General features: G+C 62.6%; 26 protein-coding genes. 13 read left to right on the plus strand and 13 right to left on the minus strand.

The genetic code is table 11. From position 1 onward, the window contains the following. Positions 1 to 9 precede the first annotated feature (9 nt). Positions 10 to 1,176, plus strand: a complete 1,167-nt coding sequence (locus FJ543_RS28205) for an acetyl-CoA acetyltransferase (RefSeq protein WP_140618602.1) — start codon at positions 10 to 12, stop codon at positions 1,174 to 1,176. Between the two features lie 27 nt (positions 1,177 to 1,203). Next, on the plus strand, positions 1,204 to 2,208 hold the full coding sequence (locus FJ543_RS28210) for an asparaginase (RefSeq protein WP_140878482.1): 1,005 nt from the start codon (positions 1,204 to 1,206) through the stop codon (positions 2,206 to 2,208). A 9-nt stretch (positions 2,209 to 2,217) separates the two neighbouring features. Here FJ543_RS28210 and FJ543_RS28215 read toward each other — a convergent pair whose 3' ends face one another. Beyond that, positions 2,218 to 3,594, minus strand: coding sequence for a TIGR03808 family TAT-translocated repetitive protein (locus tag FJ543_RS28215; protein ID WP_140878484.1), 1,377 nt, complete (start codon positions 3,592 to 3,594; stop codon positions 2,218 to 2,220). Between the two features lie 117 nt (positions 3,595 to 3,711). On the opposite strand from FJ543_RS28215, the gene greA reads away from it, so the two are divergent. Next, positions 3,712 to 4,185 carry a transcription elongation factor GreA gene (greA, locus tag FJ543_RS28220; RefSeq protein ID WP_015318663.1) on the plus strand — a complete coding sequence of 158 codons (474 nt, stop codon included), beginning with the start codon at positions 3,712 to 3,714 and terminating at the stop codon, positions 4,183 to 4,185. Here greA and FJ543_RS28225 read toward each other — a convergent pair. The 4 genes from FJ543_RS28225 to FJ543_RS28240 all read right to left on the minus strand — a co-directional run bounded on the left by FJ543_RS28225 (position 4,182) and on the right by FJ543_RS28240 (position 8,429). Then, the gene (locus FJ543_RS28225; RefSeq protein ID WP_015318662.1) at positions 4,182 to 4,568 is read right to left on the minus strand and encodes a type II toxin-antitoxin system death-on-curing family toxin; all 387 of its coding nucleotides are present in this window, start codon (positions 4,566 to 4,568) and stop codon (positions 4,182 to 4,184) included. The genes greA and FJ543_RS28225 overlap by 4 nt on opposite strands. Beyond that, positions 4,565 to 4,795, minus strand: coding sequence for an AbrB/MazE/SpoVT family DNA-binding domain-containing protein (locus tag FJ543_RS28230; RefSeq protein ID WP_140878486.1), 231 nt, complete (start codon positions 4,793 to 4,795; stop codon positions 4,565 to 4,567). The genes FJ543_RS28225 and FJ543_RS28230 overlap by 4 nt, the downstream gene beginning before the upstream one ends. A 74-nt stretch (positions 4,796 to 4,869) precedes the next feature. Next, positions 4,870 to 6,990: a methylmalonyl-CoA mutase gene (scpA, locus tag FJ543_RS28235; protein ID WP_140726647.1), complete on the minus strand. Its 2,121-nt coding sequence runs from the start codon at positions 6,988 to 6,990 to the stop codon at positions 4,870 to 4,872. Next, positions 6,987 to 8,429 (minus strand): methylmalonyl-CoA mutase subunit beta, encoded by a 1,443-nt coding sequence (locus FJ543_RS28240; RefSeq protein WP_140878488.1) that lies wholly within the window; start codon positions 8,427 to 8,429, stop codon positions 6,987 to 6,989. The genes scpA and FJ543_RS28240 overlap by 4 nt, the downstream gene beginning before the upstream one ends. 341 nt (positions 8,430 to 8,770) lie before the next feature. Between FJ543_RS28240 and FJ543_RS28245 the strand changes: the two genes are divergently transcribed. Next, the gene (locus FJ543_RS28245; RefSeq protein ID WP_140878490.1) at positions 8,771 to 10,318 is read left to right on the plus strand and encodes a helicase HerA-like C-terminal domain-containing protein; all 1,548 of its coding nucleotides are present in this window, start codon (positions 8,771 to 8,773) and stop codon (positions 10,316 to 10,318) included. Positions 10,319 to 10,371: 53 nt separating this feature from the next. On the opposite strand, the gene FJ543_RS28250 is transcribed toward FJ543_RS28245, so the two are convergent. Then, positions 10,372 to 11,199, minus strand: coding sequence for a L,D-transpeptidase (locus tag FJ543_RS28250; protein ID WP_015318657.1), 828 nt, complete (start codon positions 11,197 to 11,199; stop codon positions 10,372 to 10,374). 170 nt (positions 11,200 to 11,369) lie between these two features. Continuing rightward, positions 11,370 to 12,032 (minus strand): haloacid dehalogenase type II, encoded by a 663-nt coding sequence (locus FJ543_RS28255; protein ID WP_140618589.1) that lies wholly within the window; start codon positions 12,030 to 12,032, stop codon positions 11,370 to 11,372. 153 nt (positions 12,033 to 12,185) lie between these two features. Between FJ543_RS28255 and FJ543_RS28260 the strand changes: the two genes are divergently transcribed. The 4 genes from FJ543_RS28260 (at position 12,186) to FJ543_RS28275 (ending at position 15,393) form a co-directional block, all read left to right on the plus strand. After that, positions 12,186 to 13,064 (plus strand): branched-chain amino acid aminotransferase, encoded by an 879-nt coding sequence (locus FJ543_RS28260; RefSeq protein ID WP_015318655.1) that lies wholly within the window; start codon positions 12,186 to 12,188, stop codon positions 13,062 to 13,064. A gap of 171 nt (positions 13,065 to 13,235) precedes the next feature. Further along, on the plus strand, positions 13,236 to 13,838 hold the full coding sequence (locus FJ543_RS28265; protein WP_140618585.1) for a superoxide dismutase: 603 nt from the start codon (positions 13,236 to 13,238) through the stop codon (positions 13,836 to 13,838). Between the two features lie 157 nt (positions 13,839 to 13,995). Next, a complete protein-coding gene (locus tag FJ543_RS28270; RefSeq protein WP_140618583.1) occupies positions 13,996 to 14,433 on the plus strand; it encodes a cytochrome c in 438 nt (145 codons plus the stop codon). Between the two features lie 9 nt (positions 14,434 to 14,442). Continuing rightward, a complete protein-coding gene (locus tag FJ543_RS28275) occupies positions 14,443 to 15,393 on the plus strand; it encodes a cytochrome c (RefSeq protein WP_140878492.1) in 951 nt (316 codons plus the stop codon). On the opposite strand, the gene FJ543_RS28280 is transcribed toward FJ543_RS28275, so the two are convergent. The 3 genes from FJ543_RS28280 to FJ543_RS28290 form a co-directional block, all read right to left on the minus strand. Then, positions 15,390 to 15,791 carry an SET domain-containing protein-lysine N-methyltransferase gene (locus FJ543_RS28280; RefSeq protein WP_015318651.1) on the minus strand — a complete coding sequence of 134 codons (402 nt, stop codon included), beginning with the start codon at positions 15,789 to 15,791 and terminating at the stop codon, positions 15,390 to 15,392. The two genes, FJ543_RS28275 and FJ543_RS28280, sit on opposite strands and share 4 nt — an antisense overlap. A gap of 150 nt (positions 15,792 to 15,941) precedes the next feature. Beyond that, positions 15,942 to 16,568, minus strand: coding sequence for a LysE family translocator (locus FJ543_RS28285; RefSeq protein WP_140878494.1), 627 nt, complete (start codon positions 16,566 to 16,568; stop codon positions 15,942 to 15,944). A gap of 19 nt (positions 16,569 to 16,587) precedes the next feature. Continuing rightward, entirely contained in the window at positions 16,588 to 18,687 is a 2,100-nt protein-coding gene (locus FJ543_RS28290; RefSeq protein WP_140878496.1) for a S9 family peptidase, read from the minus strand. 114 nt (positions 18,688 to 18,801) lie between these two features. On the opposite strand from FJ543_RS28290, the gene FJ543_RS28295 reads away from it, so the two are divergent. Continuing rightward, positions 18,802 to 19,170 (plus strand): hypothetical protein, encoded by a 369-nt coding sequence (locus tag FJ543_RS28295; protein WP_015318649.1) that lies wholly within the window; start codon positions 18,802 to 18,804, stop codon positions 19,168 to 19,170. A 450-nt stretch (positions 19,171 to 19,620) separates the two neighbouring features. Then, the gene (locus tag FJ543_RS28300) at positions 19,621 to 20,049 is read left to right on the plus strand and encodes a MucR family transcriptional regulator (RefSeq protein WP_015318648.1); all 429 of its coding nucleotides are present in this window, start codon (positions 19,621 to 19,623) and stop codon (positions 20,047 to 20,049) included. Positions 20,050 to 20,136: 87 nt separating this feature from the next. Here FJ543_RS28300 and FJ543_RS28305 read toward each other — a convergent pair whose 3' ends face one another. Continuing rightward, on the minus strand, positions 20,137 to 20,565 hold the full coding sequence (locus FJ543_RS28305) for a SufE family protein (protein ID WP_140878498.1): 429 nt from the start codon (positions 20,563 to 20,565) through the stop codon (positions 20,137 to 20,139). Positions 20,566 to 20,665: 100 nt separating this feature from the next. After that, positions 20,666 to 21,013, minus strand: a complete 348-nt coding sequence (locus FJ543_RS28310; protein WP_140878500.1) for a DUF5330 domain-containing protein — start codon at positions 21,011 to 21,013, stop codon at positions 20,666 to 20,668. 533 nt (positions 21,014 to 21,546) lie between these two features. Here FJ543_RS28310 and FJ543_RS28315 point away from each other — a divergent pair. From FJ543_RS28315 to FJ543_RS28325, 3 genes are all read left to right on the plus strand, one after another. Continuing rightward, entirely contained in the window at positions 21,547 to 23,298 is a 1,752-nt protein-coding gene (locus FJ543_RS28315) for a HAMP domain-containing sensor histidine kinase (protein WP_140878502.1), read from the plus strand. Next, positions 23,273 to 24,055 (plus strand): peptidoglycan-binding protein, encoded by a 783-nt coding sequence (locus FJ543_RS28320; RefSeq protein ID WP_140878504.1) that lies wholly within the window; start codon positions 23,273 to 23,275, stop codon positions 24,053 to 24,055. The genes FJ543_RS28315 and FJ543_RS28320 overlap by 26 nt, the downstream gene beginning before the upstream one ends. A 71-nt stretch (positions 24,056 to 24,126) precedes the next feature. Then, positions 24,127 to 24,474: a DUF1491 family protein gene (locus FJ543_RS28325; protein ID WP_140718152.1), complete on the plus strand. Its 348-nt coding sequence runs from the start codon at positions 24,127 to 24,129 to the stop codon at positions 24,472 to 24,474. On the opposite strand, the gene FJ543_RS28330 is transcribed toward FJ543_RS28325, so the two are convergent. Next, positions 24,452 to 25,477 (minus strand): hypothetical protein, encoded by a 1,026-nt coding sequence (locus FJ543_RS28330; RefSeq protein WP_140878506.1) that lies wholly within the window; start codon positions 25,475 to 25,477, stop codon positions 24,452 to 24,454. The two genes, FJ543_RS28325 and FJ543_RS28330, sit on opposite strands and share 23 nt — an antisense overlap. Between the last annotated feature and the right edge of the window lie 136 nt (positions 25,478 to 25,613).

A 25,613-nucleotide genomic window follows, 5' to 3' on the forward strand; every position in this document is an offset into this window, starting at 1 on the left:
GAGACCGCCATGACCGCATGCATCGTTGGCTGGGCGCATTCGCGCTTCGGCAAGCTTGAGGGCGAGACGCTCGAAAACCTGATCGTCAAGGTCGCGACGGACGCGCTCGACCATGCCGGCATCGGCCCGGACGAGGTCGACGAGATCGTGCTCGGCCATTTCAATGCCGGGTTTTCGGCGCAGGATTTCACGGCAAGCCTGGTTCTCCAGGCGGACGACCGGCTGCGCTTCAAGCCGGCGACACGCGTCGAGAACGCTTGCGCCACCGGTTCGGCGGCGGTCAGGCAAGGTATCCGCGCCATCGATGCAAACGCCGCCCGCATCGTGCTGGTGGTTGGCGCCGAGCAGATGACGACGACGCCCGGGCCCGAAATCGGCAAGAATTTGCTGAAAGCTTCCTATCTGCCCGAGGACGGCGACACGCCAGCCGGCTTCGCCGGCGTCTTCGGCAAGATCGCGCAGGCCTATTTCCAGCGCTATGGCGACCAGTCGGATGCGCTCGCCATGATCGCTGCCAAGAACCACAAGAATGGCGTCGACAATCCCTATGCGCAGATGCGCAAGGATTTCGGCTATGACTTCTGCCGGCAGGAGAGCGAGAAAAACCCGTTCGTCGCTGGGCCCTTGAAGCGCACCGACTGCTCGCTGGTCTCCGACGGCGCTGCTGCCCTTGTCCTTGCCGACACGGCAACGGCGCTGAAGATGCGCCGCGCGGTCGCCTTCCGCGCCAACGAGCATGTGCAGGATTTCCTGCCGATGTCGAAGCGCGACATCCTGACCTTCGAAGGCTGCGAACAGGCCTGGACCCGCGCGCTGAAGAACGCCGGCGTAACGCTCGACGATCTCTCCTTCGTCGAAACGCATGACTGCTTCACCATCGCCGAATTGATCGAGTATGAAGCGATGGGACTGGCCAAGCCGGGTGAGGGCGCCAAACTGGCGCTGGATGGCACAACGGCAAAAGACGGCCGTCTGCCGGTCAATCCCTCCGGCGGACTGAAGGCCAAGGGCCATCCGATCGGCGCCACCGGCGTCTCCATGCATGTCTTGACCGCCATGCAGCTTGTCGGCGAAGCCGGCGGCATCCAGGTGCCGGGCGCGAAACTCGGCGGCATCTTCAACATGGGCGGTGCGGCGGTCGCCAACTACGTTTCCATTCTCGACCGGATCAGGTAAACCGCCCCGGCATTCGCGGGAGGTAGCATGGCAAATCCGGTTCTGATCGAAGTTTTGCGCGGCGCCATTGTCGAGAGCGCCCATCGCGGCGCCGTTGCCGTCTTCGATGCCGACGGCAAGCCGGTGCTGGAGATCGGCGATACGTCGAAGCCGGTCTTTCCGCGTTCCGCCGTAAAGGCGATCCAGGCCCTGCCGCTTGTTGAAACGGGTGCCGCGGATGCCTATGGCTTCGGCAATCGCGAACTGGCGCTGGCCTGTGCCTCCCACTCCGGCGAGCCGGCGCATGTCGAACTGGCGCGGTCCATGCTGGCCAGGGCCGGGCTGGACGGGTCGGCGCTCGAATGCGGGGTTCACTGGCCCTCGAACCATGACGCCGAGATTGCGCTCGCGCGTGCCGATGGTTTGCCGAATGCGCTGCACAACAATTGTTCCGGCAAGCACTCCGGTTTCCTCTGTACCTGCGTCCATTCGGGCATCGCGCATCGCGGCTATGTCAGGCCGGATCACGCCCTGCAGGAAATGGTGCGCGACGCCATGCAGGCAGTCACCGGCGCTGTGCACGGCCCCGACGAACGCGCGGTCGACGGCTGCTCGATTCCGACCTATGCGGTGCCGCTCAGGAGTTTCGCGCTCGGCTTTGCTCGCATGGCCACGGCCCAAGGCTTTGGCCCGGAGCGGGCGAAGGCCGCGAAGCGGCTGCTTTCGGCCTGCATGGCGGAGCCGTTCTTCGTGGCCGGCACCGGCCGCGCGGACCTGTTGCTGATGGAAGCCGCTCCGGGGCGAATTTTTGCCAAAGGCGGGGCCGAGGGCGTCCATTGTGCCGCAATTCCGGAACTCGGCCTCGGCATCGCGGTCAAATGCGATGACGGTGCCGGGCGCGCCGGCGATGCAATCGCCGCCGCGGTCCTCGCCAGGCTGCTGCGGGCGGACGAGGCCTTGGCGGCGAAGCTGCTCGAACTGGCGAATGCGCCTATCGAAAGCCGGATTGGCGCCAAGGTCGGGGCGCTGAGGCCGACGCCGGCCCTGAATTGAAGGTGGCAATCAGCTGACGCGGTTGCGCTCGACGGTCAGGTGCGCATAGCCGCTGCGGCTGGTCTGGGTGAGGTCTGATGTCACCGGCTCGGCCCAGCGCTGGCCGACAACCGCTCCGTTCGACGCACCATCGATGACGTTGTCGGAGATGACGGCCGTGCCGGCACCTTCGACCACACTGACGACGATGCCGGTGCCTGCCTTGCGAATGATGTTGCCGGTGGCCACGACGTTGCGCAGATACGGCCCCCAGCCGATCGACATGCCGTAGAGCGGCGCGTTCTCGATGACATTGTTGGAAGCGACGGTGTCGGCCTCGACGGCGATGCCAACGCCGAAGCCGGGTGGATCCGCGGTGTAGGGGCCTGATGTCGACAGATTGCGCACGATGTTGCCGGAGCAGACACCCATGCGGCCGCCTTCGTTGAAGTTGACGATCGAGATGCCGTTGGCGGCGCCGTCGACGATGTTGTTGGAAATGACGGCGCCTTCGAACGAGAACTCGGAATAGACCGCGGTCTCGCCCGAGCGCGAGCAGGTGTTGCCCGATATCTGCAAATTGCTGGAACTGTTGGCCCGGATGGCCGAGAAGGCGCAGTCGGAGACCACATTGCCCGAGATGACGACATTGCCGGCGCGGAAGGCATTGATGCCGTTGCCGTTCTGGCCGGTGCCGCCGCTGCGCGCGCCAATGCGTTCGACGCGGTTGCCGGTGACCATGGTGGCGTCTTCCGCAGCTTGCCAGCGGTGCACCAGGATGCCGCCATTGGCGCAATCGGAGACGGTGTTGCCTGATATCGCCAGCCCTGCGGCCTCCACCGAATAGATGCCGGCGTCCGCCGCCCCCGATATGTCCGAACGCTCGATCCGGCCCGCGGCGTGTTCCAGCGCCAGCCCGTTCTTGCCGCTGCCCGTGATCTGGCAGTTGTCAACCACGAGATGCGCCACCCGGCGCAGATCGAGCAGTCCTTGCGCGTAGTCGCCCATAGAGCGGTTCGCGCCGTCGAAAACCAGTCCGCTGAGTTCGATATGGTCGGCCTGTTCGGCCATGAACAAATGGCCGTCGCCGCCATAGACGATCCGCGTCGCGCCCGGCACGCCGGAAAGACGCACGCGACCAGGCAGCGAGAGATTGGACACCACATAGGTGCCGGGCGGCAGGAAGACCGGCATGTCACGGCCATTCGCGTCGCGCAGCAGCTTGGCGAAGGCCTTGCTCTGGTCGTCAAACGTACCGGGCTGGACGCCAAGTTCGGTGGCGTTGATCGAGCCGCGCATCGAGGCTTTCTCCATGCCGGTCAGGCTGGCGGCCGCCGCCTTGCCGAGCGCGAGGCCCATGACGGCAAAGCAGGTGGTCTGCGTCAGCAGGGTTCGTCTGTTCAACATCGGCACAGAATCCCAGTGTTCGGCCCCGACACCGCAGGAATCATGCCAGACGTTCAACGCGCCTCTTCTCGGCGGCAATGACTTGTCGGGCAGCCACTCGGCGCCTAAGTTCAGGGGATGAGCAGAGCTTTTACCCGCGAAGAAGACAGCGAAAACGCGATCGCCGGTGTTGGCGAGCGGCCGATCAGCACGCACCGGAACCTGGTGACGGAGCGCGGCCTGGCGCAGATCGACGACAATCTGGCCGATCTGCGCGATATCATGGCGAAAGCGGAGCGGAAAGCCGACCGCGAGCGCATCGCGGTCGTGTCGCGCGATCTGCGCTACTGGACCGCGCGACGCGAGAGTGCCGAGCTTTCCGTGCCGGAGCCCGGCAGCGATGTCGTCCGCTTCGGCATGGGTGTCACGCTGCAAAGTGACGACGGCAGGAAGGTGCACTGGAAGATTGTCGGCGAGGATGAAGCCGATCCGGCCAAGGGCAGCATCTCGCACGTCTCGCCTATGGCGGTCGCGCTGTTCGGCAAGAAGGTTGGCGACGTGGCCAGCGTCAACGGCAAGGAGTGGGAGATCGTCAAGCTCTCGGAGAGTTAGTCTTCAAGCTTGACCACATGGTCGCGGAAGAATGCGGCCGCACCCGCTTCGTCTATCTCGCTGGCAGCGACCATCATCACCAGTTGGATGACCTCCTCCTGTTCGGCTTCGATGCTTAATCCGTTGAAATAGAGAAACAAGTCGGCCGCAGCGAAAGCCGTGCGCTTGTTCCCATCGACGAACGGATGGTTCTTTGCGATGCCGAAGAGATAGGCGGCAGCGAGTTCGCTCAGATCCGGCTCGCCGTATGCTTCTTTCTGTTGCGGACGTGCGAGCGCCGATTCCAACAGGCCTTCATCGCGGATACCCGACGCGCCGCCGTGAAGACGCAACTGCTCGGCATGCATCGCCTCCACGAACTCTCGCGAATGATGTGCCGTCATTTTGCGAGCGCGCGGTAGGCAACCTCGTATTTCCTCATCCGCTCGCGCGCTACCTTCATCTTGCGCTCGAATTCTTCGGCAGAATCTTCCAATCGGCGCAAGCGAAGCTCTTGACCTTCCTGGACGACGATCACGTTGTCGCCTGTCTTGAGATTCAATCGATCGAGAAGCTCTTTCGGCAGAATCACGCCGTCCGAATTCCCGATCTTGCGAATTGTGGTGTTCATGATGAAACATCCTGTTGCAACGCTAATTATAACGCGGTGCGCCGGGTGTTGCAACAGATATTATAACAGATTCGTCACGAGGATAGCAGCCGATCCAGCAGCCGCTCCGCCGCTTCCGGAATGACCGTGCCCGGCGGGAAGATTTCCGCCGCGCCGGCTTGCAGCACCGCATCATAGTCCTGCGGCGGGATGACGCCGCCGGCCACGATCAGCATGTCGCCGCGGCCGAGCTTCTTCAGCGTGTCGCGCAATTCTGGGATCAGCGTCAGGTGACCCGCTGCCAGCGATGAGGCGCCGATGATGTGGACGTCATTCTGGACAGCCAGTTTCGCGATCTCTTCCGGCGTTTGGAACATGGCGCCGACGGTAACGTCGAAGCCGAGATCGGCGAAGGCCGTGGCGATCACCTTCTGCCCGCGGTCGTGGCCGTCCTGTCCCATCTTGGCCACGAGGATGCGCGGCTTGCCGCCGTTTTTCTTTTCGAAGGCACCGAGCTTGTCCTGCAGGCGGTCGATCACCGGACTGTCGCCAAGCGCCTTGCGGTAGACACCGGAAATGGTCTGCACCGTGGCCACATGGCGGCCATAAGCTCTTTCCAGGGCGAACGAGATTTCGCCGACAGTGGCATTGGCGCGCGCGGCGCGGATGGCGAACTCCAGGAGGTTGTCCTCGCTCTGTGCGGCACGGGTCAGCGCATCGAGCGCGCTTTCGACGGCAGCGACGTCGCGCGTGCCCTTCAGCCGTTGCAGCTTCGAGAGTTGCCGGGCCCTGACCTCGGCATTGTCTATCTTCAGCACGTCGACCTCAATATCGGTCCCGGGGCGATGCGCATTGACGCCGACCAGCATCTGCTCGCCGGAATCGATGCGCGCCTGCGTGCGGGCGGCGGCTTCCTCGATGCGCAGCTTGGGTATGCCCTTTTCGATCGCCGCCGCCATGCCGCCGAGAGCCTCGACCTCCTCGATATGGGCGAGCGCACGCGCCGCCAGATCATGTGTCAGCCGTTCGAGATAGGCCGAACCGCCCCACGGATCGATGATGCGCGTGGTGCCGGATTCCTTCTGCAGGACGAGTTGCGTGTTGCGGGCGATGCGCGCCGAATGGTCGGTCGGCAGCGCCATTGCCTCGTCGAACGAGTTGGTGTGCAGCGACTGGGTATGCCCCTGGGTCGCGGCCATCGCCTCGATCATGGTGCGGATTATGTTGTTGTAGGGATCCTGCGCCGTCAGCGACCAGCCGGAGGTCTGGCAATGGGTGCGCAGGGACAGCGACCGCTCGTCCTTTGGCGCGAAGTTCTTTTTCATCAGCGTCGCCCACAACAGGCGTGCGGCCCTGAGCTTGGCCACTTCCATGAAGAAATTCATGCCGATCGCCCAGAAGAACGACAGGCGCGGCGCGAAACGGTCGATGTCGAGCCCCGCCGCGACGCCGGCGCGGGCATATTCGATCCCGTCGGCGATCGTATAGGCGAGCTCCAGGTCGGCGGTCGCGCCGGCCTCCTGCATGTGATAGCCGGAGATCGAAATCGAATTGAACTTCGGCATGTTCTTCGAGGTGTAGGAGAAGATGTCCGAGACGATCCGCATCGAGGGCTTCGGCGGATAGATGTAGGTGTTGCGGACCATGAACTCCTTCAGAATGTCGTTCTGAATGGTCCCGGCCAAATCCTTCTGCGCGACGCCTTGCTCTTCCGCCGCCACGATGTAGAGCGCCATGATCGGCAGCACCGCGCCGTTCATCGTCATCGACACGGTCATCTCGCCGAGCGGAATGCCGTCGAACAATTGCCGCATGTCGAGGATGGAATCGATAGCCACACCCGCCATGCCGACATCGCCGGCGACGCGCGGATGGTCCGAGTCATAGCCGCGGTGCGTGGCGAGATCGAAGGCAACCGAAAGGCCTTTCTGGCCGGCGGCAAGGTTGCGCCGGTAGAAGGCGTTGGATTCTTCGGCGGTCGAAAAACCGGCATATTGCCGGATGGTCCAGGGTTGCTGGACATACATGGTCGGGTAGGGGCCGCGCACGAAGGGCGGCAGGCCCGGATAGGTGTCGAGATGCGACAATCCCTTGAGGTCGGCCTGACTGTACAGCTGCTTGACGACAAGGCCTTCCGGCGTTGTTCGCTGTCCCTTGACCTCGACAGGCGCGCGGCGCGGCGGCACCCAGCCGATCTGACTGAAATCCGGAATCAAGAAGCGGCCCCGATGGATTGATCGATGCGGACCGGAGACAACGCTTCGCACAGGACGACGCCCTCGGTGAAGGCAGGTCGCTTCTCTGCGTCCAGCGTCTCGACCGGGCGCTCGCTTTTCAACGGATAAAGCGTGGCGCCGACAATGGCCCGCTCGTCTGACTTGAAGGCTATGGCGCGATGGGCGGCGGCGTTGCGGACGCGCTGCTGGATATGTCCGTCCCGAAGGCTGGACAGCACGCCACCCTCAGCCTCGATGGCCTGTAATTCCGCCCACGCGGCTTCGCAAAGGTCTGAGGTCAGCGCTTCGACGGCGCCGGAGCCATGGGCGGGATCGGCGACATGATCGACATGGCTTTCATTGGCCATGATCAGCTGCGCGTTGCGCGCGACGCGGCGGGCAAAGGCGGCCGGCAGGCCGTGCGCGATCGTATGCGGCAGGATTGAGATCGAATCGGCGCCTCCCGCCGCCGCGGCGAAGCAGCCGATCGTCGTGCGCAGGATGTTGGTTTCGGGATCCAATGCCGTCATCATGCGAAATGATGTCTCGGCATGGATGTTGGCCGTGGAATTGGGGATCGAGCAGGCCTCCTGCACCCGTGCCCACAGCCTGCGCAGGGCTCGCACCTTGGCCATCGACAGGAACTGGTCCTGGTCGACGCTGAGCGCGAAGCCGATATGAGGCGCGGCATAGACGAGCGGCTGCCGCGCCTTCTCGAACATTCGCAGATACGAGACCGCCGAGGCCAGCATGATGCCGAGTTCCTGCGCTTCCGTGGCGCCGGCATTGTGGAAGACGCGACCGTCTGCCTCCAGAAGCACACCCGGAACGCCCATCGAGAAGAAATGCGCCAGCGATTGCGGCATGGATTCCTGCAGCGCCTCGATCGACATGCGCAGCCGGCCGGTGCCGGCGAGAATAGCAGCCGGATCGATGCCGAAGGAAAGGTTGAGCTTTGCCGGATCGGAGCGGCGCTTGCTCAGGAACGCCACCAGCCAGTCGGCCATGGGGCGGCTCCAGGGGTGGGTGTCGATACGGATCTGGACCCGGTTGAGGGGCACGCCCTCCAGCACCGTCTCGAGCGCCTGCGCCGTCCTCGGCAGGCCGTAGCCAAACGCGTTCGGGGCGCCCTCGAAGACGAGCGACAACCCCGTCGCGCCCTGGGCGACATCTTCCAGGGCCTGCCTCTTGGCGCGTTCGACATCGGGGTCGTCGACGCGCTGGCTGACGATCCACGGCGATTGAGGATTGGCGCGCACGATCGGTTCCGTTCCGGTCGCGCGTTCATAGAGCGGCTCGACGCGGATATTGTCGTCGGTATGCGAGACCAGCTGTTCCTCGAAGGAGGCGCCGGCCAACGCTTTTCCCGCCAGGGTCAGCCATCGCTGACGCTCCGCATTCGTTGGCTCAACATCCCTGGTCAAGGCTCCGGCGCCCATTCATCGTCCTCATTCTATATGGCCGCACCAGCCCGGGCAGCCTAATCTACGGTCCCCGGTCAGTTATCGCAATGCACGCCCAGGGCTTGAATTCGACCCACCTGATATTCGATCCACCTGATATAGGTCGCTTGCGTGGACGGACCATGAACGATTGCCAAACACCATCGAAATCCGCAAGTTCCAAATCCGATTTTGGCGATTGGTCCGATTTGGGCGATAGCCCTGATTGGACGATTGGTCCTGCCTTAGACAATTGTCATTGTCGCTGTGCGGCAGCCTCACTATACCATCGGGCAAAGGCTGGCTTTAGACACATCAGTTTTGCGGAGACCCGACCTATGGCTGACGACACCAGTATTTTTATCGGCGCCAGCCGCAAGCCCGACGACAGCTATCAGCGCGCCGAAAACCTGCTGCTGCAATACGGAAATCGCCATGGCCTGGTGACCGGCGCCACCGGTACGGGCAAGACCGTCACCTTGCAGATCCTGGCAGAGGGATTTTCCAACGCCGGCGTGCCGGTCTTCTGCGCCGACATCAAGGGCGACCTTTCCGGTATCGCCATGATGGGCACCGCCCAGGATTCCCTGGTCAAGCGGGCAGAACAGGTCAAGCTCGACCCTTACGACTTCCAGGAATTTCCCGTCATCTTCTGGGATCTGTTCGGCGAGCAGGGTCACCCCATCCGCGCCACCATTTCGGAGATGGGACCGCTGCTTCTGTCGCGGCTGATGAACCTGACCGACGCGCAGGAAGGCATCATGAACATTGCCTTCCGCATTGCCGATGAAGAGGGCCTTCTTCTCCTCGACCTCAAGGACCTGCAGGCGCTGCTCGCCAACATCGCGGAGCGCGCCGAAGAAATCAGCGCCCGTTATGGCAACGTCACCAAGCCGTCGGTGGGGGCGATTCAGCGCACGCTGCTGGTACTTGAGCAGCAGGGCGCGGCGAACTTCTTCGGCGAGCCGGCTTTGCGCATTGCCGACATCATGCGCACCACCCGCGATGGTCGCGGCGCCATCAGCGTGCTGGCCGCCGACAAGCTGATGATGAATCCGCGCCTCTACGCGACGTTCCTGCTCTGGCTGATGTCGGAGCTGTTCGAGGAACTGCCGGAGGTTGGCGACCCCGACAAGCCGAAGCTGGTGTTCTTCTTCGACGAGGCGCACCTCTTGTTCGACGAGGCGCCGAAGGTGCTGATCGACCGGGTCGAGCAGGTGGTCCGCCTGATCCGCTCGAAAGGCGTCGGCGTCTATTTCGTCACGCAAAACCCCTTGGATATCCCCGAAAAGGTCCTGGCCCAGCTCGGCAACCGCGTGCAGCACGCGCTGCGCGCCTACACGCCGCGCGAGCAGCAGGCGGTGAGGACGGCGGCCGAAACCTTCCGGCCCAATCCGGATTTCGACTGCGCCACCGCCATCACCCAGCTCGCCACCGGCGAGGCCCTGGTCTCTACCCTGGAGGCCAAGGGCATTCCGTCCATGGTCCAGCGCACGTTGATCCGTCCGCCGTCATCGCGGCTTGGACCCATCACCCCTGCCGAGCGGCAGAAGCTGATCGGGGAAAGCCCGGTCACCGGCCAGTATGACCAGGTTGTCGATCGCGAATCGGCCTTCGAAATGCTGCAGAAGAAGGCAAAGCAGGCGCAGGACGCCGAGGCGCAGGCGCAGCAGGCCGGCACCGGCGGCTCGCGCTGGACCATTCCAGGCTTCGGCAATGACGATCCCGCGCCGCAGTCCGGTGGCCGGCGCGCGCCTGCGCCGCGCCCCTCCAATCGCCAGACGGTGGCCGAGGCCGCGATCAAGTCGGTGGTGCGCTCGGTCGGCTCGTCGGTTGGACGTGCCATTGTGCGCGGGATTCTGGGTAGTTTGTCGCGGGGACGGTAGGATCGGGGCAGCCGCAACGCCACTGCCCCCTGAAACTCAGAAGCCCCTGAAACTCAGAAGATCGCGTTCGTGACCGCTTTGACTGGGCCGAGCAGCACGGATCCATCCGGCACGCCGGCATCGATCGGGATCGCCTTGTGGTTGGCCGTCGCCACCATCGGCTGGCGAGCGTCGCTGGTCACGATGACCGGCGTCTTCGAGGGCACGCGGTCATAAAGGTCGATAATGTCCTGGTTCATCAGGCGCACGCAGCCCGACGACACCGATTTGCCGATCGAGCGCCATTCCGGCGAGCCGTGCAGGCGATAGAGCGTGTCCACATTGCCCTGGAAGAGATAGAGCGCACGTGCGCCGAGCGGGTTCTTTAGGCCGCCGGGCATGCCGCCATTGTCGGCGCTGTACTGCTTCAATTCCGGCTGGCGGGCGATCATCTCATCCGGCGGCGTCCACTTCGGCCATTTCTGCTTCCACTGGACGACAGCGTCGCCCGACCATTCGAAGCCGGCGCGGCCAAGGCCGACACCATAGCGAATGGCCTGGCCGCCAGGGCGAACCAGATAGAGGAAATGGCCTGTCGTATCGACGACGATGGTCCCCGGCTTCTGCCCGGTCGGGTCGGGTACGATCTGGCGCAGGAACTGCGGATCGATCCTGTCGACGGGGATGGCCGGCAGATCGAAACCGCCATCGTTGACCGCAGCGTACATCGACGCATAGTCGGCGAGCGGAGGCTCGACATACGTTGGTGGCGGCGGCGGCTCGACTGGTCCCGGTCCGGTGGTGGCGCATGCGGAAACCGCGATCGAGGCGGCGCCCAGGGCTGCGGCGTTGAGGAAGCCGCGACGGCTCAGGCGATAGGATTCGATTTCGGTTATGGACATGGCTGCCTTCTTTAAGACTCAAATCGCAACAAAGCGTCAACACGCGACGTTCGCTGCGGGTGCCTGACAACACCTGAGGCGATAGGCGGTTCCGATTCTGGCTCGAACGTGGACAAACAAAGGCGAAGCTGTGACTGCGCCGCCACTGTGGCGCTGGGGCCACAGGTCAGTTAGGCGCCGGATACGAGTGCCTCCAACGATGGCAGGATCAGGGCCGGTGGCAAGTCCTGGTATTCCTCCGGCTGGTTGGAGCGGTTGATCCAGACCGTGCGGAAGCCGAATTTGGTGGCGCCCGCAATGTCCCAGCGATTGGAGGACTGGAAGGAGACCGCGCCGGGATAGAGGCGCCATCCGGTGGCGACCATGTCGTAGACAACAGGATCGGTCTTGAAGCGACGCACCGCGTCGACCGAATAGATGTCGTCCAGGACCTGGTCGAGTGCCGCCGACTTGACCGCTGCCTGCAGCATTTCGGGCGAACCGTTGGAGAGGATCGCCAGCCTGGCGCCCGAAGCCTTGAGCGCTTTCAGCACGGCCGGCACTTCGGGATAACAGTCCAGCCGCCAGTAGGCTTCTAGAAGTTTCGCCTTGAGGCTCGGATCGGCCGAAGGGACCTTGCGCAAGGCGAAGTCCAACGCCTGTTCGGTCAGCTGCCAGAAATCGGCATAGGCGCCCATCAGCGTGCGAACCCAGGAATACTCGAGCTGTTTGGCGCGCCAGATTTCGGACAGGAGTTGGCCGTCCGGGCCGATCGCGTCCGCATGGCGGCGCACGGCGGCGTGCACGTCGAACAGCGTGCCATAGGCGTCGAACACGTAGGCGGCGTATTGCATGGCAACAGTTTTGAGGCGAGGCGGGACAAGGTGCAAGCCTTGATTGCAGCGCACCCGTCGCTGGCCTCAACAAAACTCCCCGATGCTGGTTGACGGCGGCGGTCAAAGCGTCATCCAATGTTGTCACAAGATTGACCGGAACGGGAAAACGCGATGACACTGGCGGCGGCGGCGCAATCCGCGACATGGACTTTCGTCGATGGCGATTGGTACGAAGGCAATGTCGCCATTCTGGGGCCGCGCAGCCATGCCATGTGGCTCGGCACCAGCGTGTTCGACGGCGCGCGGTGGTTCGAAGGCGTGGCGCCCGATCTCGAACTTCATGCCGCACGCGTCAATGCCTCGGCGATCGCGCTTGGGCTGGCGCCGAACATGACGCCCGAGCAGATCGTCGGGCTGACCTGGGACGGATTGAAGAAATTCGACGGCAAGACGGCGGTCTACATCAGGCCGATGTACTGGGCCGAGCATGGCGGCTACATGGGCGTGCCGGCCGATCCCGCCTCGACCCGTTTCTGCCTCTGCCTCTATGAATCGCCGATGATCTCACCGACCGGCTTTTCGGTGACCGTGTCGCCATTCCGGCGCCCGACTATCGAAACCATGCCGACCAACGCCAAGGCCGGCTGCCTCTATCCCAACAACGGCCGCGCCATCCTCGAGGCCAAGGCGCGCGGCTTCGACAACGCGCTTGTGCTCGACATGCTGGGCAATGTCGCGGAGACCGGAAGCTCGAACATCTTCCTGGTCAAGGACGGCCATGTGCTGACGCCGGCGCCGAACGGAACCTTCCTGTCCGGCATTACCCGCGCGCGCACGATGACGCTGCTTGGTGACTATGGGTTCACGACGACTGAAAAGACGCTGTCGGTGCGAGATTTCCTCGAAGCGGACGAAATCTTCTCGACCGGCAACCACTCCAAGGTGGTGCCGGTCACCCGCATGGAGGGCCGTGATCTGCAACCCGGCCCGGTGGCCAAGAAGGCACGTGAACTCTATTGGGAGTGGGCGCATTCGACCTCGGCTGGCTGAGATAGCCGGCCTTTTTGTCGCCGCGCGGCTGGTCACAGGAAAAGCATGTGACAGTTCCCGGGAACCCGCTTAGAAAGGGACCGGCGCTTCACTTCCGGAGTTGCTCCAGCTCAATCCCGACCTATCTTACTCCGGTATCCACACCGGATTTTCCACGAGGGAGTACTACCCATGGCTTTCGAATTGCCCGCTCTGCCCTACGACTATGAGGCCCTGCAGCCCTATATGTCCAAAGAGACGCTGGAGTATCACCACGACAAGCATCACAAGGCCTATGTCGACAACGGCAACAAGCTCGCCGCCGAAGCCGGCCTTGGCGATCTTTCGGTCGAAGAGGTGGTGAAGCAATCGTTCGGCAAGAATGCCGGTCTCTTCAACAATGCTGCCCAGCACTACAATCACATCCATTTCTGGAAATGGATGAAGAAGAGCGGCGGCGGCAACAAGCTCCCTGGCGCGCTGCAGAAGGCTTTCGACAGCGATCTCGGCGGTTACGACAAGTTCAAGGCTGATTTCATTGCCGCCGGCACAACGCAGTTCGGTTCGGGCTGGGCCTGGGTTTCGGTCAAGGACGGCAAGCTGGCGATATCGAAGACGCCGAACGGCGAGAACCCGCTGGTTCATGGCGCATCGCCGATCCTCGGCGTCGACGTCTGGGAGCACTCCTACTACATCGATTATCGCAACGCCCGGCCGAAATACCTCGAGGCCTTCGTAGATAGCCTGATCAACTGGGATCACGTGCTTGAACTCTACGAAAAGGCGAATGCCTGATCAATCTTCCGAAAGGCCCGGCACCCCCGGGCCTTTTCTTTTCGTCTCGAACCCCACGGCTAGGGTCATGCAATTTCATGCGGGAGAATGGGAATATTCCACCTCCCGCATCCGTTAACGTCCTGTCCTGAAATGCCTTCACCACGGAGCCAAATGAATGAGAAAGCTTGTCATCGCCATCTCCATGCTCGCACTCGCCGCATCGGCGGCCTTTGCCGATCCGATCCTCGATCGGCAGGCTCTGATGAAGGAACGCGGAAAGATCGTCGGCGGCCTGTCGAAAGTGGTCAAGGGCCAGGAGCCCTTTGATGCCGCCGCGGTGCTGACGCAGTTGCAGGCACTGCAGGCAAATGCCGAGAAGTTCGACGTAGAGGCCTTGTTCCCGAAGGGCACCGACACCGGCGACACCACGGCGGCGCCAAAAATCTGGGAAGACATGGCCGGCTTCAAGGCGACCGAGGACAAGTATCTCGCCGATGTCAAGGCTGCGGTCGCGGCGGCTCCGGCCGACGTCGATGCGCTGAAGACGCAGATCGGCACCATCGGCTCGGACTGTGGTACCTGCCACCAGGGCTACAGGGTCAAAAAGGGCTGATCGCCAGCCATGGCATGGCTGAAGAAGCTCGTCGGCGCGGCCCTCGTCCTGGGCGTCGCCGGCGCGTCGGCGGGGTGGCTGCTGTCGGCACCGGTCACGCTTGATGCGGCGACCCTGGCGCAACTCGGCCCAGGCGATGTTGCCCGGGGCAAGCGCATCTTCTATGCCGGCGGCTGCACCTCCTGCCATGCCAAGCCCGGGTCGCAGGGCGATGCACGGCTTCAGCTCATAGGCGGGCTCGAACTCAAGACGCCATTCGGCATCTTTGTTCCGCCCAATATTTCGCAAGATCCCAAGGACGGCATCGGCGCATGGTCGGCCGGGGATCTCGCTAACGCCATGCTGAAAGGTGTGACGCCTTCGGGCGAGCATTTCTATCCGGCATTCCCCTATGCCTCCTATGCTCGCATGAAACCGTCAGATGTCGCCGACCTTTACGCTTTCTTGAAGACGCTTCCCGCCGTCGCCGGCAAGGCGCCCGGCAATTCGCTGGCGTTCCCATTCAGCATCCGGCGCGGCATTGGCCTGTGGAAGCGGCTCTATCTCAGTGACAAGCCTGTCGTGCCCCTGCCTGATGGCGCGCCAGACCCTGTGATGGCAGGCCGCTACCTGGTCGAAGGACCGGGCCATTGCGGCGAATGCCACACGCCGCGCGACCTCGCTGGAGGCACCAAGAAAAGCGAATGGCTGGCCGGTGCGGTGGCCGCCGAGGGCTCGGGCGTCGTGCCGAACATCACTTCGGGCGAGGGAGGTATCGGCAGCTGGTCCGCGTCCGACATCGCAAACTACCTCGAAACCGGATTCACGCCGGACTTCGATTCCGTCGGCGGCGCCATGGTCGACGTGCAGCGCAACATGGCCGAGCTGACGGCGGACGACCGTGCGGCGATTGCTGCCTATCTGAAGGCGGTGCCGCCGCATCCCAACGGCTATCCGGCGCGCAAGAAAAGTACGAACTAATCCTCGGACTGCAGGTGGCGATCGCCGAGGAAATCGAAGCCCGTTTCGAAGAAAAGGTTGTAGTTGCAGGTCATCTCCTCGCCAGGCGCGATGTCGCGCAAGGCGTAGGTCTCCTCGGGCGACGAGACATCGCAATTCGGCTCGTCGTCATGGTTCATGTAGCGGGCATCGTCGGCTTCGAAGACGATATAGGCGGGATCGCGACGGTCGGGGTAGGAATAGCGGTCGAGGTAGTTCTTCACCGGCCCGGTTTCGCTCTCATAGGTCTCGACGTCGATGATCCGATCGAACCGGGGGTCGAGCTTCCAGACCAGCGTGCCCTTGGCAATATGGTTCTTGGCAAACACACCGATGCCCTGGATCGGCGATTTGTCGAGATAGACGTCGACGAGCAGCATAATGGACCCTTGTGCAAGTGCGGACTTCGTGCCCGGGAAAACCGTGCCTTGGGTAGCGCGCGACCGTCGCAATTGCGAGCGGAAATGAGCCGCGCGGAATTCAAAAAGTGATGATCATCAGGCCTGCCAGCAGACGTGGGTCGCCTGGCCTCAGCGCTCTTGCAAGGCGAGGCGGACACCCAGGGCGCAGTAGATGCCGCCGACAACCTTGCCTTGCCATTTCAGCACTGTCGGATTTCGGCGCAGGAAACTGCCGAGCCGCCCTGCGCTCACGGCAAACACGACCGTGCTGAAAAGCCCCAGCATGACGAAGATGATCCCCAAGACGGCCAATTGAACCATCACTGATCCGTTTTCGGGCCGCACGAACTGAGGCAGGAACGCCAGGAAGAAAAGCGCGGTCTTGGGGTTGAGCACCTCGGTCAGGACAGCCTGTCGAAACGCCTTGCCGGCGGAGCTTGCAAGCGCGCCGGCGGTCGGATCGGTTGGCGCTTTCTCGATGATGGCCCGAATGCCGAGGTAAACGAGGTAGGCCGCGCCGATATACTTTACGATGCTGAACAGCGTCGCCGATGTGGCGATGATCGCCGAGATCCCAACCATCGCCATGGCGGTATGAAACACATCGCCGGCCGCGATCCCGCCGCCTGTGGCGATTCCGACTCTCGTCCCCGAACTCGTTGCGCGGGCGATCGTCAACAATGTGGCCGGGCCAGGAATGAAGACAAAGCCGAGCACAACCGCGATGTAAGCTATCCCTGTGGCCAGATCGATCATCGCGGCGTTCCTCCGTGAGCTATGCCTTGTCCGTCACCTTCAGCGTGAAGGCATAAGTATAGGCGATCTCCTCCAGGCGTGAAAACCGGCCGGAGGCACCGGCATGGCCGGAATCCATGTTGATCCTGAACAGTACCGGATTGTCGCCGCTCTTGCGGTCGCGCAGCCGCGCAACCCATTTGGCCGGCTCCCAATAGGTGACGCGCGGATCGGTGAGACCGGCGAGCGCCAGGATCGGCGGATAGTCGAGCACGGCGACATTGTCGTATGGCGAATAGGCGGCGATCGTCAGGTAATCGTCGGCCGACGCGATCGGATTGCCCCATTCTGGCCATTCTGGCGGGGTCAGCGGCAACGTTGCATCGAGCATGGTGGTGAGTACATCGACGAAGGGAACCTCGGCCACGATGCCGCCGAAGCAATCCGGCGCCATGTTGGCGATGGCGCCCATCAGCATACCGCCGGCCGAGCCGCCTTGCGCGACGATTCGGTCATGCGCGGTATAGCGCTCGGCAACGAGGTGGCGGGCGCAGGCGATGAAATCGGTGAAGGTGTTCATCTTGTGCGCCCGCTTGCCGTCGTCGTACCAGCCATATCCCTTGTCCTTGCCGCCGCGCACGTGGGCAATGGCAAACACGAACCCCCGGTCCACCAGCGAGAACCAGTTGGTGTTGAAGGCGGCCGGCACGGTGATGCCGTAGGAGCCGTAACCGTAGAGCAGGCATGGCGCGGAGCCATCCAGCGGCGTGTCGCGGTGATGCAGAAGCGAGATCGGCACCAGTTCGCCATCGGCCGCCGGCGCCATCAGCCGCCTCGTGACGTAGAGGTGCGGATCGTGGCCGGACGGCACTTCCTGGGTCTTGAGCAGCACACGCTCACGAGTGCGCATGTTGTAGTCGAACATCTGCGACGGTGTCGTCATCGACGAGTAGGAAAAACGCATCATCTCGGTGTCGTATTCCAGGGACCCTGAAAGGCCGAGCGAGAAGGCTTCCTCATCGAAGGAAATCAGATGCTCTTCGCCGCTGGCCCGATCCCGCACGACGATGCGCGGCAGGCCTTCCTTGCGCTCGAGCCGCACCATGTGGTCCTTGAAGCCGATCACCGACAGGATCAGCCGGCCCGGTTCATGCGGCACCAGTTCCTGCCAGTTGGCGCGGACCGGGTCGCTCGCCGGCGCCGTCATGATCTTGAAGTCCTTGGCACCGTCCGCGTTGGTCAGGACGAAGAAGATATCGCCGCCTTCCTCAAGTTCATATTGAAGGCCGGTCTCGCGCGCCGAAACCAGCTTCGGCTCGGCAAATGGATCGCTGGCGCTCAACAGGCGGTATTCCGAAGTCTCGTGATCGTTGATGCCGATCATGATCCATTGGTTGTTGCGGGTCCCGTCGACGTTCATGAAGAAGCCGGGGTCGGTTTCCTCGTAGATCAGCCGGTCGTTTTCAGGGGCCTGCCCCAGTGCGTGGAACAGCACCTTCGACGGCCGGTGGTTTGGGTCGAGACGCGTATAGAAGAACCCGTCATTGCCCGCGTCCCAGACCCCCGAACCGCCGGTGGCCTGTATCTGGTCCGCCAGTTCCTTGCCGTCGGCAAGGTCGCGCACACGCAGCGTGTAGAATTCCGAACCCTTGTCGTCGAACGCCCATAGCAACTTGCTATGATCGGCCGAATGATCGACGCCGCCAAGCCGGAAATAGGCCTTGCCCTCGGCCTCGGCGTCGCCGTCGAGCAGGATCTGCTCGGGTCCGCCGCCGCGCGGCGTTCGGAAATAGCGCGGCTGCTCGCCGCCGAGCTTGAAGGAAGAGCCGTAGGCATAAGGCCCGTCCTTCATAGGAACGGAAGAATCATCTTCCTTGATGCGGCCCTTCATTTCCTTGAAAAGCTGCTTTTGCAGATCTGACGTGTCGGCCATCAGCGTCGACTGATAGGCATTCTCGGCTTCGAGTTCGGCGCGGATCCCAGGATCGAGCAAGGAAGGATCCCTGAACATTTCTTGCCAGTTATCCGCTCGCAGCCAGGCATATTCATCGGTTCGCGTGATGCCGTGATGCGTGTCCGAGACGGGCCTTTTCTCGGGGGCAGGGGCGCTGGCGATTGGAAATCGGGAAGTCCTGGTCATTGCGTCTCGCTCTGGAAATATCTTGAATGACGAATGAACACGCCGATCAGGGCAGGTTCAAGAGCCGTGGCGTAGAGGTGGTGTCGGCCCATGCGACGGCCGGGAGGAGAGAAGATGACTATTCGGTCTCGTATTGCTGCGGCTTCCGCCGTCGCTTCGCTAAGTCTGGTCTTTGCCGGCCAGTCTCATGCGACCGTATTTTCGGCTTGGCAAGTGGCCAATGTGCCGTTCGGCGACACGCTCAATGTGCGCAAATATCCGTCGGGAACATCCCAGAAGCAGGCAGCCTATCCGAACGGGACCGTCCTGCAGATGACCGGACGATGCACCGGCGGCATAAACCTGCTCGATATCGCCAATCAACCGGCATGGAAACAGCAGCAGACGGTTCGCTATCGCTGGTGCGAAATCTGGCATGACCCGGCCAAGAACGGCACCTTCGTGACCGGCTGGGCCTATGGCAGATACATCATCCCGAATTGAACGACCATCGATTTTGGCCCCGACGGGTTCGGCCGGCGGGCATGTCGCCTGGTTGCCTGCCCGACAGAGAGGTGCGGCAACCTGTGGTTTTGAGGACAGATGCGAACAACCAAGTTTGCCGAAGCGACGGCAAAGCAAACGAGAGCATTGAAACCTGATTTGTGAGTTATCGCGAATGTAACGGTGAACTGACGTTACGTCAGGCTTTATCGGTTTGGCGGGCGAAATATCGAAAAATTACATGATGCACGAAAGATTGAAGCTGATCGCGGAATAGTTGATCAAGATTCATAAATATAATGCGCGCAACGAATTGACTTACTTGACCTGCGGCCGCATTGATGTCCCCGTGACACGAATCGCGGCAGCTCTATCTGCGCAAATTCGTGCAATGCCCTGCCTGTAAAAAGGGGCACAGACCGACGTAACTCTTGTTGGGGCCTGAAGACCATGGATATTGTCGAAACACCTTCCAGAAACAATGATGCGCTGATTGAGCTCACCGCCGACGTGGTGGCTGCCTATGTCAGCAACAATCCGGTGCCGGTCGGCGAACTGCCGAACCTGATATCCGATGTCCATGCCGCCCTCGGGCGTGTGGGCGGAACCGTCGAACAGGCGCCTGCCGACAAGCAGAAGCCGGCTGTCAACCCGAAGCGCTCCGTTCATGACGACTACATTGTCTGTCTCGAAGACGGCAAGAAGTTCAAGTCGCTCAAGCGTCATCTGATGACCCACTACGATCTGACGCCCGATCAGTATCGTGAAAAGTGGAACCTGGACCCAAGCTATCCGATGGTTGCCCCGAATTACGCGGCGGCCCGCTCGCAGCTTGCCAAGAAGATGGGCCTCGGCCGCAAGCGCAAGGCGGCGCGGTAGTCGCTGCTTGCCAGATTGGATTGAAATCAAACGGCGCCTTCGGGCGCCGTTTTGATTTCAGGGGTGGGCGGAAGATCGACAGGTCGATCAGGCAGTCTGGGCGAGCGCCATCTCGGCATCGCGTTTGATGCGCTTGACCATCGAGCGAAGGCCGTTGGCACGCTGGGGCGACAGGTGCTCGTCGAGGCCGAGTGCCTTCAGCGTCGCTTCCGCATCGATTTTCTGGATTTCGCTGGCCGTCTTTCCGGAAAACAGCGCCAGCATGATCGCAACCAGTCCGCGCACGATATGGGCGTCCGAATCGCCAGTGAAGGTGATGACGGGGTCGGCGCCCAGACCCCGTTCGGTGGTCAGCCAGACCTGGCTGACGCAACCTGGCACCTTGTTGGTGGCGTTGCGCTCCGCATCGGGAAAGGGCGGCAGCGCTTCGCCGAGTTCGATGACGTAGCGATAACGATCCTCCCATTCGTCAAGGAACGAGAAGTCGTCGCGGATCGTCTGGATCGTGGTCGTCATGACCCGGATATAGTCACGCGGCGGCGCCGCGTCACGGAAAAAACAAGGACACCGCGGGCGTCGAGAGGGCAGACTGCCCGCGGTGCGCCGTCGAGACGGCTTAATTGTTTATCGGCAGGTTGACCGTTTCAGGCAGGACGACTTCCGGCACGCTGCCCGTCATTGTCGAGGTATCGGGGCCGGCGGACTTGTCGTCCAGCATGGCCGCCGCGATCTTGGCGGTTTCCTTGGCGCGTGCGGTGATGGTGTGCATCGCCGACTTGCCCGTCTCGCAGACATCGGGCTTGCGTTCGCAGATACCGGCGATGTCGCCGACGGCGTCTCGCGCCGCGAACAGGGCCTGGATCGGCCCGACGCTTTCCTGGCCCGTTTCATCGGACCCGACACCCAGCGGCAGCGCCATCAGCACCAGTGAAAACCAGAAAGCCATTCTTATCAGGAAGAACATGCCTTGCCTCTCGTCGTGACCGGATCATGCATCATATGGCATGACCTCTTTTATGGGCAGGATGTTGACACACAGGCACGAAGGACGGCTTGCATGATCGCCGAGAATTTTCCTCAAATTTTAGGCAAATTCGAAACGAAGCGTTTTGCTGTCGATTTGTTTCATATCGGAACGATCCTTCTCACCATTCGATAACCATCTATCCCGTTGAATGAATTGTGTCTTCGAGGAAGTAAAGCGGCTTCGACGACTTGGCCCGCGGTCCGACGACAGGGCCGCCAGGATAACCCTCCGTTTACTATGGCTGCATTTGACCGGGTTTTCGGCCGCCGTCATCCCGATATTTGCCGCAGGGCGGCCCTTGGTCGGCCCTGCCTTATCCATTCCTTAAACGCTGGATGCGAGTTTCAAAGCCAACCAAGACAATCTGCAAAAGCAGAGCTGTTCACGACGAGTGCGAGTGCGTTGAATTGATGCCGATCGAGGCCAGATACGCTGAATTGCCTGGTGCAATAGCGGCCGGTTGTGAGCGCATGGTTCATCCCAGCGTTCTCGAACGGAGCGACCGCGAGCGCCAGCGCCGTTTCATCGGCGTGATGCTGGCCGCGCCGTTTTTTGCAGCGGGTGCCGCGGTCACGCTGGTTACATCGGGGATGGGCGCCGCGGTGACCATGGCCGCCATTTTCGCGGCCTTCGGCCTGTGCTGGTTCGTCGCCCTGCTGGTAGCCGCTACCGGCAAGATGGCTGCCGCGGGGCCGATCGCCCTGGCGATGGCGGCGCTTGCCCTTGCCGGTCTCATCGGTGCCGCCGGCGGATTGAGTTCACCTGTCGCCATGCTTGCCCTGGCGTTGCCATTCGAAGCCTGGTGGATCGGCGCGTCACGGCGTGCGGCATTGTGGGGGGGCGCGACAGCCGTCATCGCCATCGCCCTTCAGTCCTTGTCGGCCGCTTTCCTTCCATTCGCGGATGCGCACATCGCCGCCTGGCATTGGCTGGTGCCATTGGCCTGGGCGCTGGCCCTCATCCCGCGGATATCGGCTTTTCGCGGCACCGCCGGCGCGGCCGATACGCTCGATGCCGGTGATCGACTGGAAGACATCATCGACGCGGTGGTCTTGCGGGTCGCCCGCCATGGCGAAGTCGTGGATGCATCCGCCAAGTCGCGTACGCTTCTGAAATTGCCGCCTGAGCTGTTGTCCGGAACGGGCCTCTTCGATCGGGTCCACCTGTCGGATCGTGTCTCCTATCTCAGCGCCCTGGCCGACATGCGTGACGGCGCACGGTCGCGCCGCCTCGACTTGCGCATCAGGCTGCCCCAGAGTGGCAACGGCGCCCACAATGGAAATGGCTTTGTGGCCGACAATTACCAGCCATTCGCGCTCGAACTGGTGCGTGGCGAGAAACAAGGCGACGTCTTCACGCTTGTCCTGCGCCAAAATGACGAGACCGCGCGGCTGCGCGAAGAACTGGCGCAAGCCAATGAGACGGCCGCCGCCGCCGAAGTGGCTAAGGGCCGGTTCCTGGCAGTCGTGAGCCATGAACTGCGCACGCCGTTGAACGCCATCATCGGTTTCTCCGACATGCTGCTGCACGAGATGTTCGGCGCCTTCAAGGATCCGCGCCAGAAGGAATATGTCGGTCTGGTGCGGGATTCGGGCCAGCATCTGCTGGCAGTCGTGACATCCATACTCGACGTATCGAGGATCGAATCGGGCGTCTACGCCACCGAGCCGGAGCCGTTCCGGTTCGTGGAAGCCGTGGACATGTGCCAGTCGATGATGCGGCTGCAGGCGCAGGCCAAGAATATCGACCTGCAGACGCAGATCGCCCCTGACGCCGGCGATATCAATGCCGATCGCCGCGCCGTACAGCAGATGCTCATCAACCTCGTTTCCAACGCGATCAAGTTCACCCCCGACGGCGGCGATGTCGTCGTCGGCGCCAAGCGGATCGGCTCACGTCTGCATTTCTGGGTGAGGGACACCGGTATCGGCATTGCCGAGGAGGATTTCGCCAATCTCGGCAAACCCTTCACGCAGATCCAGAACGACTATACCCGCCGTTTTGAGGGCACGGGTCTTGGCCTTTCCCTGGTGAAGGGGCTGGTGGCCTTGCATGAAGGGACCATGTCGATCGAAAGCATGCCGGGCGAGGGCACCACGGTCACCATCAGCCTGCCGGTCGGCGGGCCGAAGGGGCGCCCCGCCAACCCGACCGGAGTGCTGACAATGCCGGTGACGAGGGCGAAAGGGGACGGAAATGGCTCGCTCCGCAAAACAGGCTAAGGCGGTCAAACGCCGCGGCAATGCCTTTCAAGACGGCGCCATCGCCGTCGGCGGCATGATTTCGCGCAATCCCGTCCTGGTGGGAGGATCGACCGCATTCCTGGTGACGCTGTTCTACGTCTCGGCGAATGCGCTATGGTATCAGCCTTTCCCGCACGCCGGAGCGTTTTTCGCCACACGCAATTTCCAGGGCTTTCCGCACGCCGCCGCCGACGAGCCCGAGACGACAATCAACATCGTGCGGTCCAATGCCGCGCCCGCCCCGATCAAGGGCGACCCGGTGGTCGAGCAGGTGCAAGGCATATTGAAGGACCTCGATTTCTACTCCGGCACCGTCGACGGCATCTCCGGCCCCAACACGCGCAAGGCCATACAGGCCTATCAACAGAGGGTCGGGCTGAACGCCTCGGGCGAGATCGACGCACTGCTCCTGGATCAACTGGGTGCAACGCCGAAGACGGCTGCCGTGCCGAAACCGCAACCTCGTCCTGACATGCCGCCGGCCGCCGTTCCCGTGTCCTTGCAGACCAACGAGGCACAGGCGAATGCCGCTTTGCAGGGGCCTGACCCCCGCATCGTCAAGATCCAGGCCGGGCTGAAGGCCTTCGGCAATGACGACATGCAACTGGATGGCGTCGTCGGTGCACGTACCAAGGCGGCGATCAAGGAGTTCCAGTCGCTGTTCGGCTTGCCGCAGACCGGCGAGCCCGACGAGATCGTCTACGTCAAGATGCGCGAGATCGGCCTCACCAACTGACGGCCGAAAACGACGGCTCGCCCTCCACGGGAAATTTCGGTAGAGAGCCCGCATGTCGTCGGGAGTCTTCCATGCGCGTAACCGCTGATCTGTGGGTCTCGGCCCTGTTGCGCCGGGTTTTCAGCGCCGGCGGATTTGCCGCTGTGGTCAATCGCGGCGCGACGGAGGCCGGGGCCGTGTTCATCCTGGCGCGGGGCAGGCTGGGTGAAACGGCTCTCTACGGGCCGGCACCGCAGACAAGCTACGATTCGGCCAAGCCCGAAGACCGTTTTTTCAGCCTTCTCGCCGCCGGCAATGATGCCGCCGTGCTGGATGCGAGACTGGAGCGCGAGAAAAAATTCGATCCCGACATCTGGGTGGTCGAGATCGAGGCCGGTAGCGTTCCCGTCGAGGAGCTTATTTCCGTGAAGACGCCCTGAGGCCGGGGGCGTCGGCTTCGTCGCTGTTGGAGGCCCTGCGGCTGTCGCCGTTTGCCGATGGCTTGCCGCGAACCGTCTTGGACAGGGTTTCGGCCTTCCACTCCCGCACCTTATCCAGGGCCGCGTCGCGATGCAGCAGGCGGTAGCGGTCGAGATAGGTGCGGATGGCCTGGGGATGCGGGAACAGGCCGGGATAGACGGCGACAGTGATCAGGAATGCCCGGTCCTCGCTGAAGTCGAGCGAACGCAGCGCCGCAAGCAGCGGCGCATAGTTCTGGTGGGCGGTCAGCGATTGCGCAATCGAAAAATCAATGTCGAGGGCGTCCGCCAGCGCGGTGTGGAAGAACGCGGCGTTTCCCGTCAGTGCCGTCTCGCGCAGTTTGACAAAGGTGTCCGCGCCGGGGAACGCGTCGACCTTCGCCGCCAAGGCCTGGTCGCCGGTGCGCATCATGGAGCGCAGCTTGCGCCGCGCGCTCTCGGCGGCAACGCCGGGCGTCTGCTGAGTTTCCGCGCTGTCCGCCGTCGCTTGGGCCTTTACGACAAGGCTCTGCGCCGGGGCTGCTTCCGGATCCCGCGTCCGCACCAGGGTTGGCTTTTCGAGCGCCCTGATCAGATCGGCGATGGTCGGGTTCAGGTCCTTGCGCCGCGCTATGGCGCGCGCATGCGGCAGCCCATGCCGGCCAATCAGCGCGATCAGGTCGATGTCGCTGACGGCGCGCGAGCGGATGAGCAGTGGAGCGGCAATGTCGACCGGTTCCTCGCAGAGGCGCCGCACCAGGGCCGCGGGTGCGGATTCGCATTCGGAAAGGGCGGCTGCCACGTAGCGCCGCGATTCGACGGATACATCATCGAACAGAGGCAGCGTCAGGTCTTCGAGTTGGCCGATCTCCCGGCGCGACGGCCGCGTCAGCGAGCAGAACGCGGAAACGGCGGCGCGGAACAGCCTTTCGGCTTTTCCCGATTGCGTCCTTATCGCGATTTGCCTGAAATCCGAAGATGACACGAAGGATACGCCTGACACCAGATACACACTCGACCTCGCGCACCGGGACTATGTCGGTTTCGCGATTGCCTCGGTCAGAACTCACTGACCCGGGAACAAAGATCAATTTAGCCGCGATCCGTTAGCGCTCCGTTAA

Origin of the sequence: Mesorhizobium sp. B2-5-7, from assembly GCF_006440875.1 — a bacterium.
Classification (GTDB): Bacteria; Pseudomonadota; Alphaproteobacteria; order Rhizobiales; family Rhizobiaceae; genus Mesorhizobium; species Mesorhizobium australicum.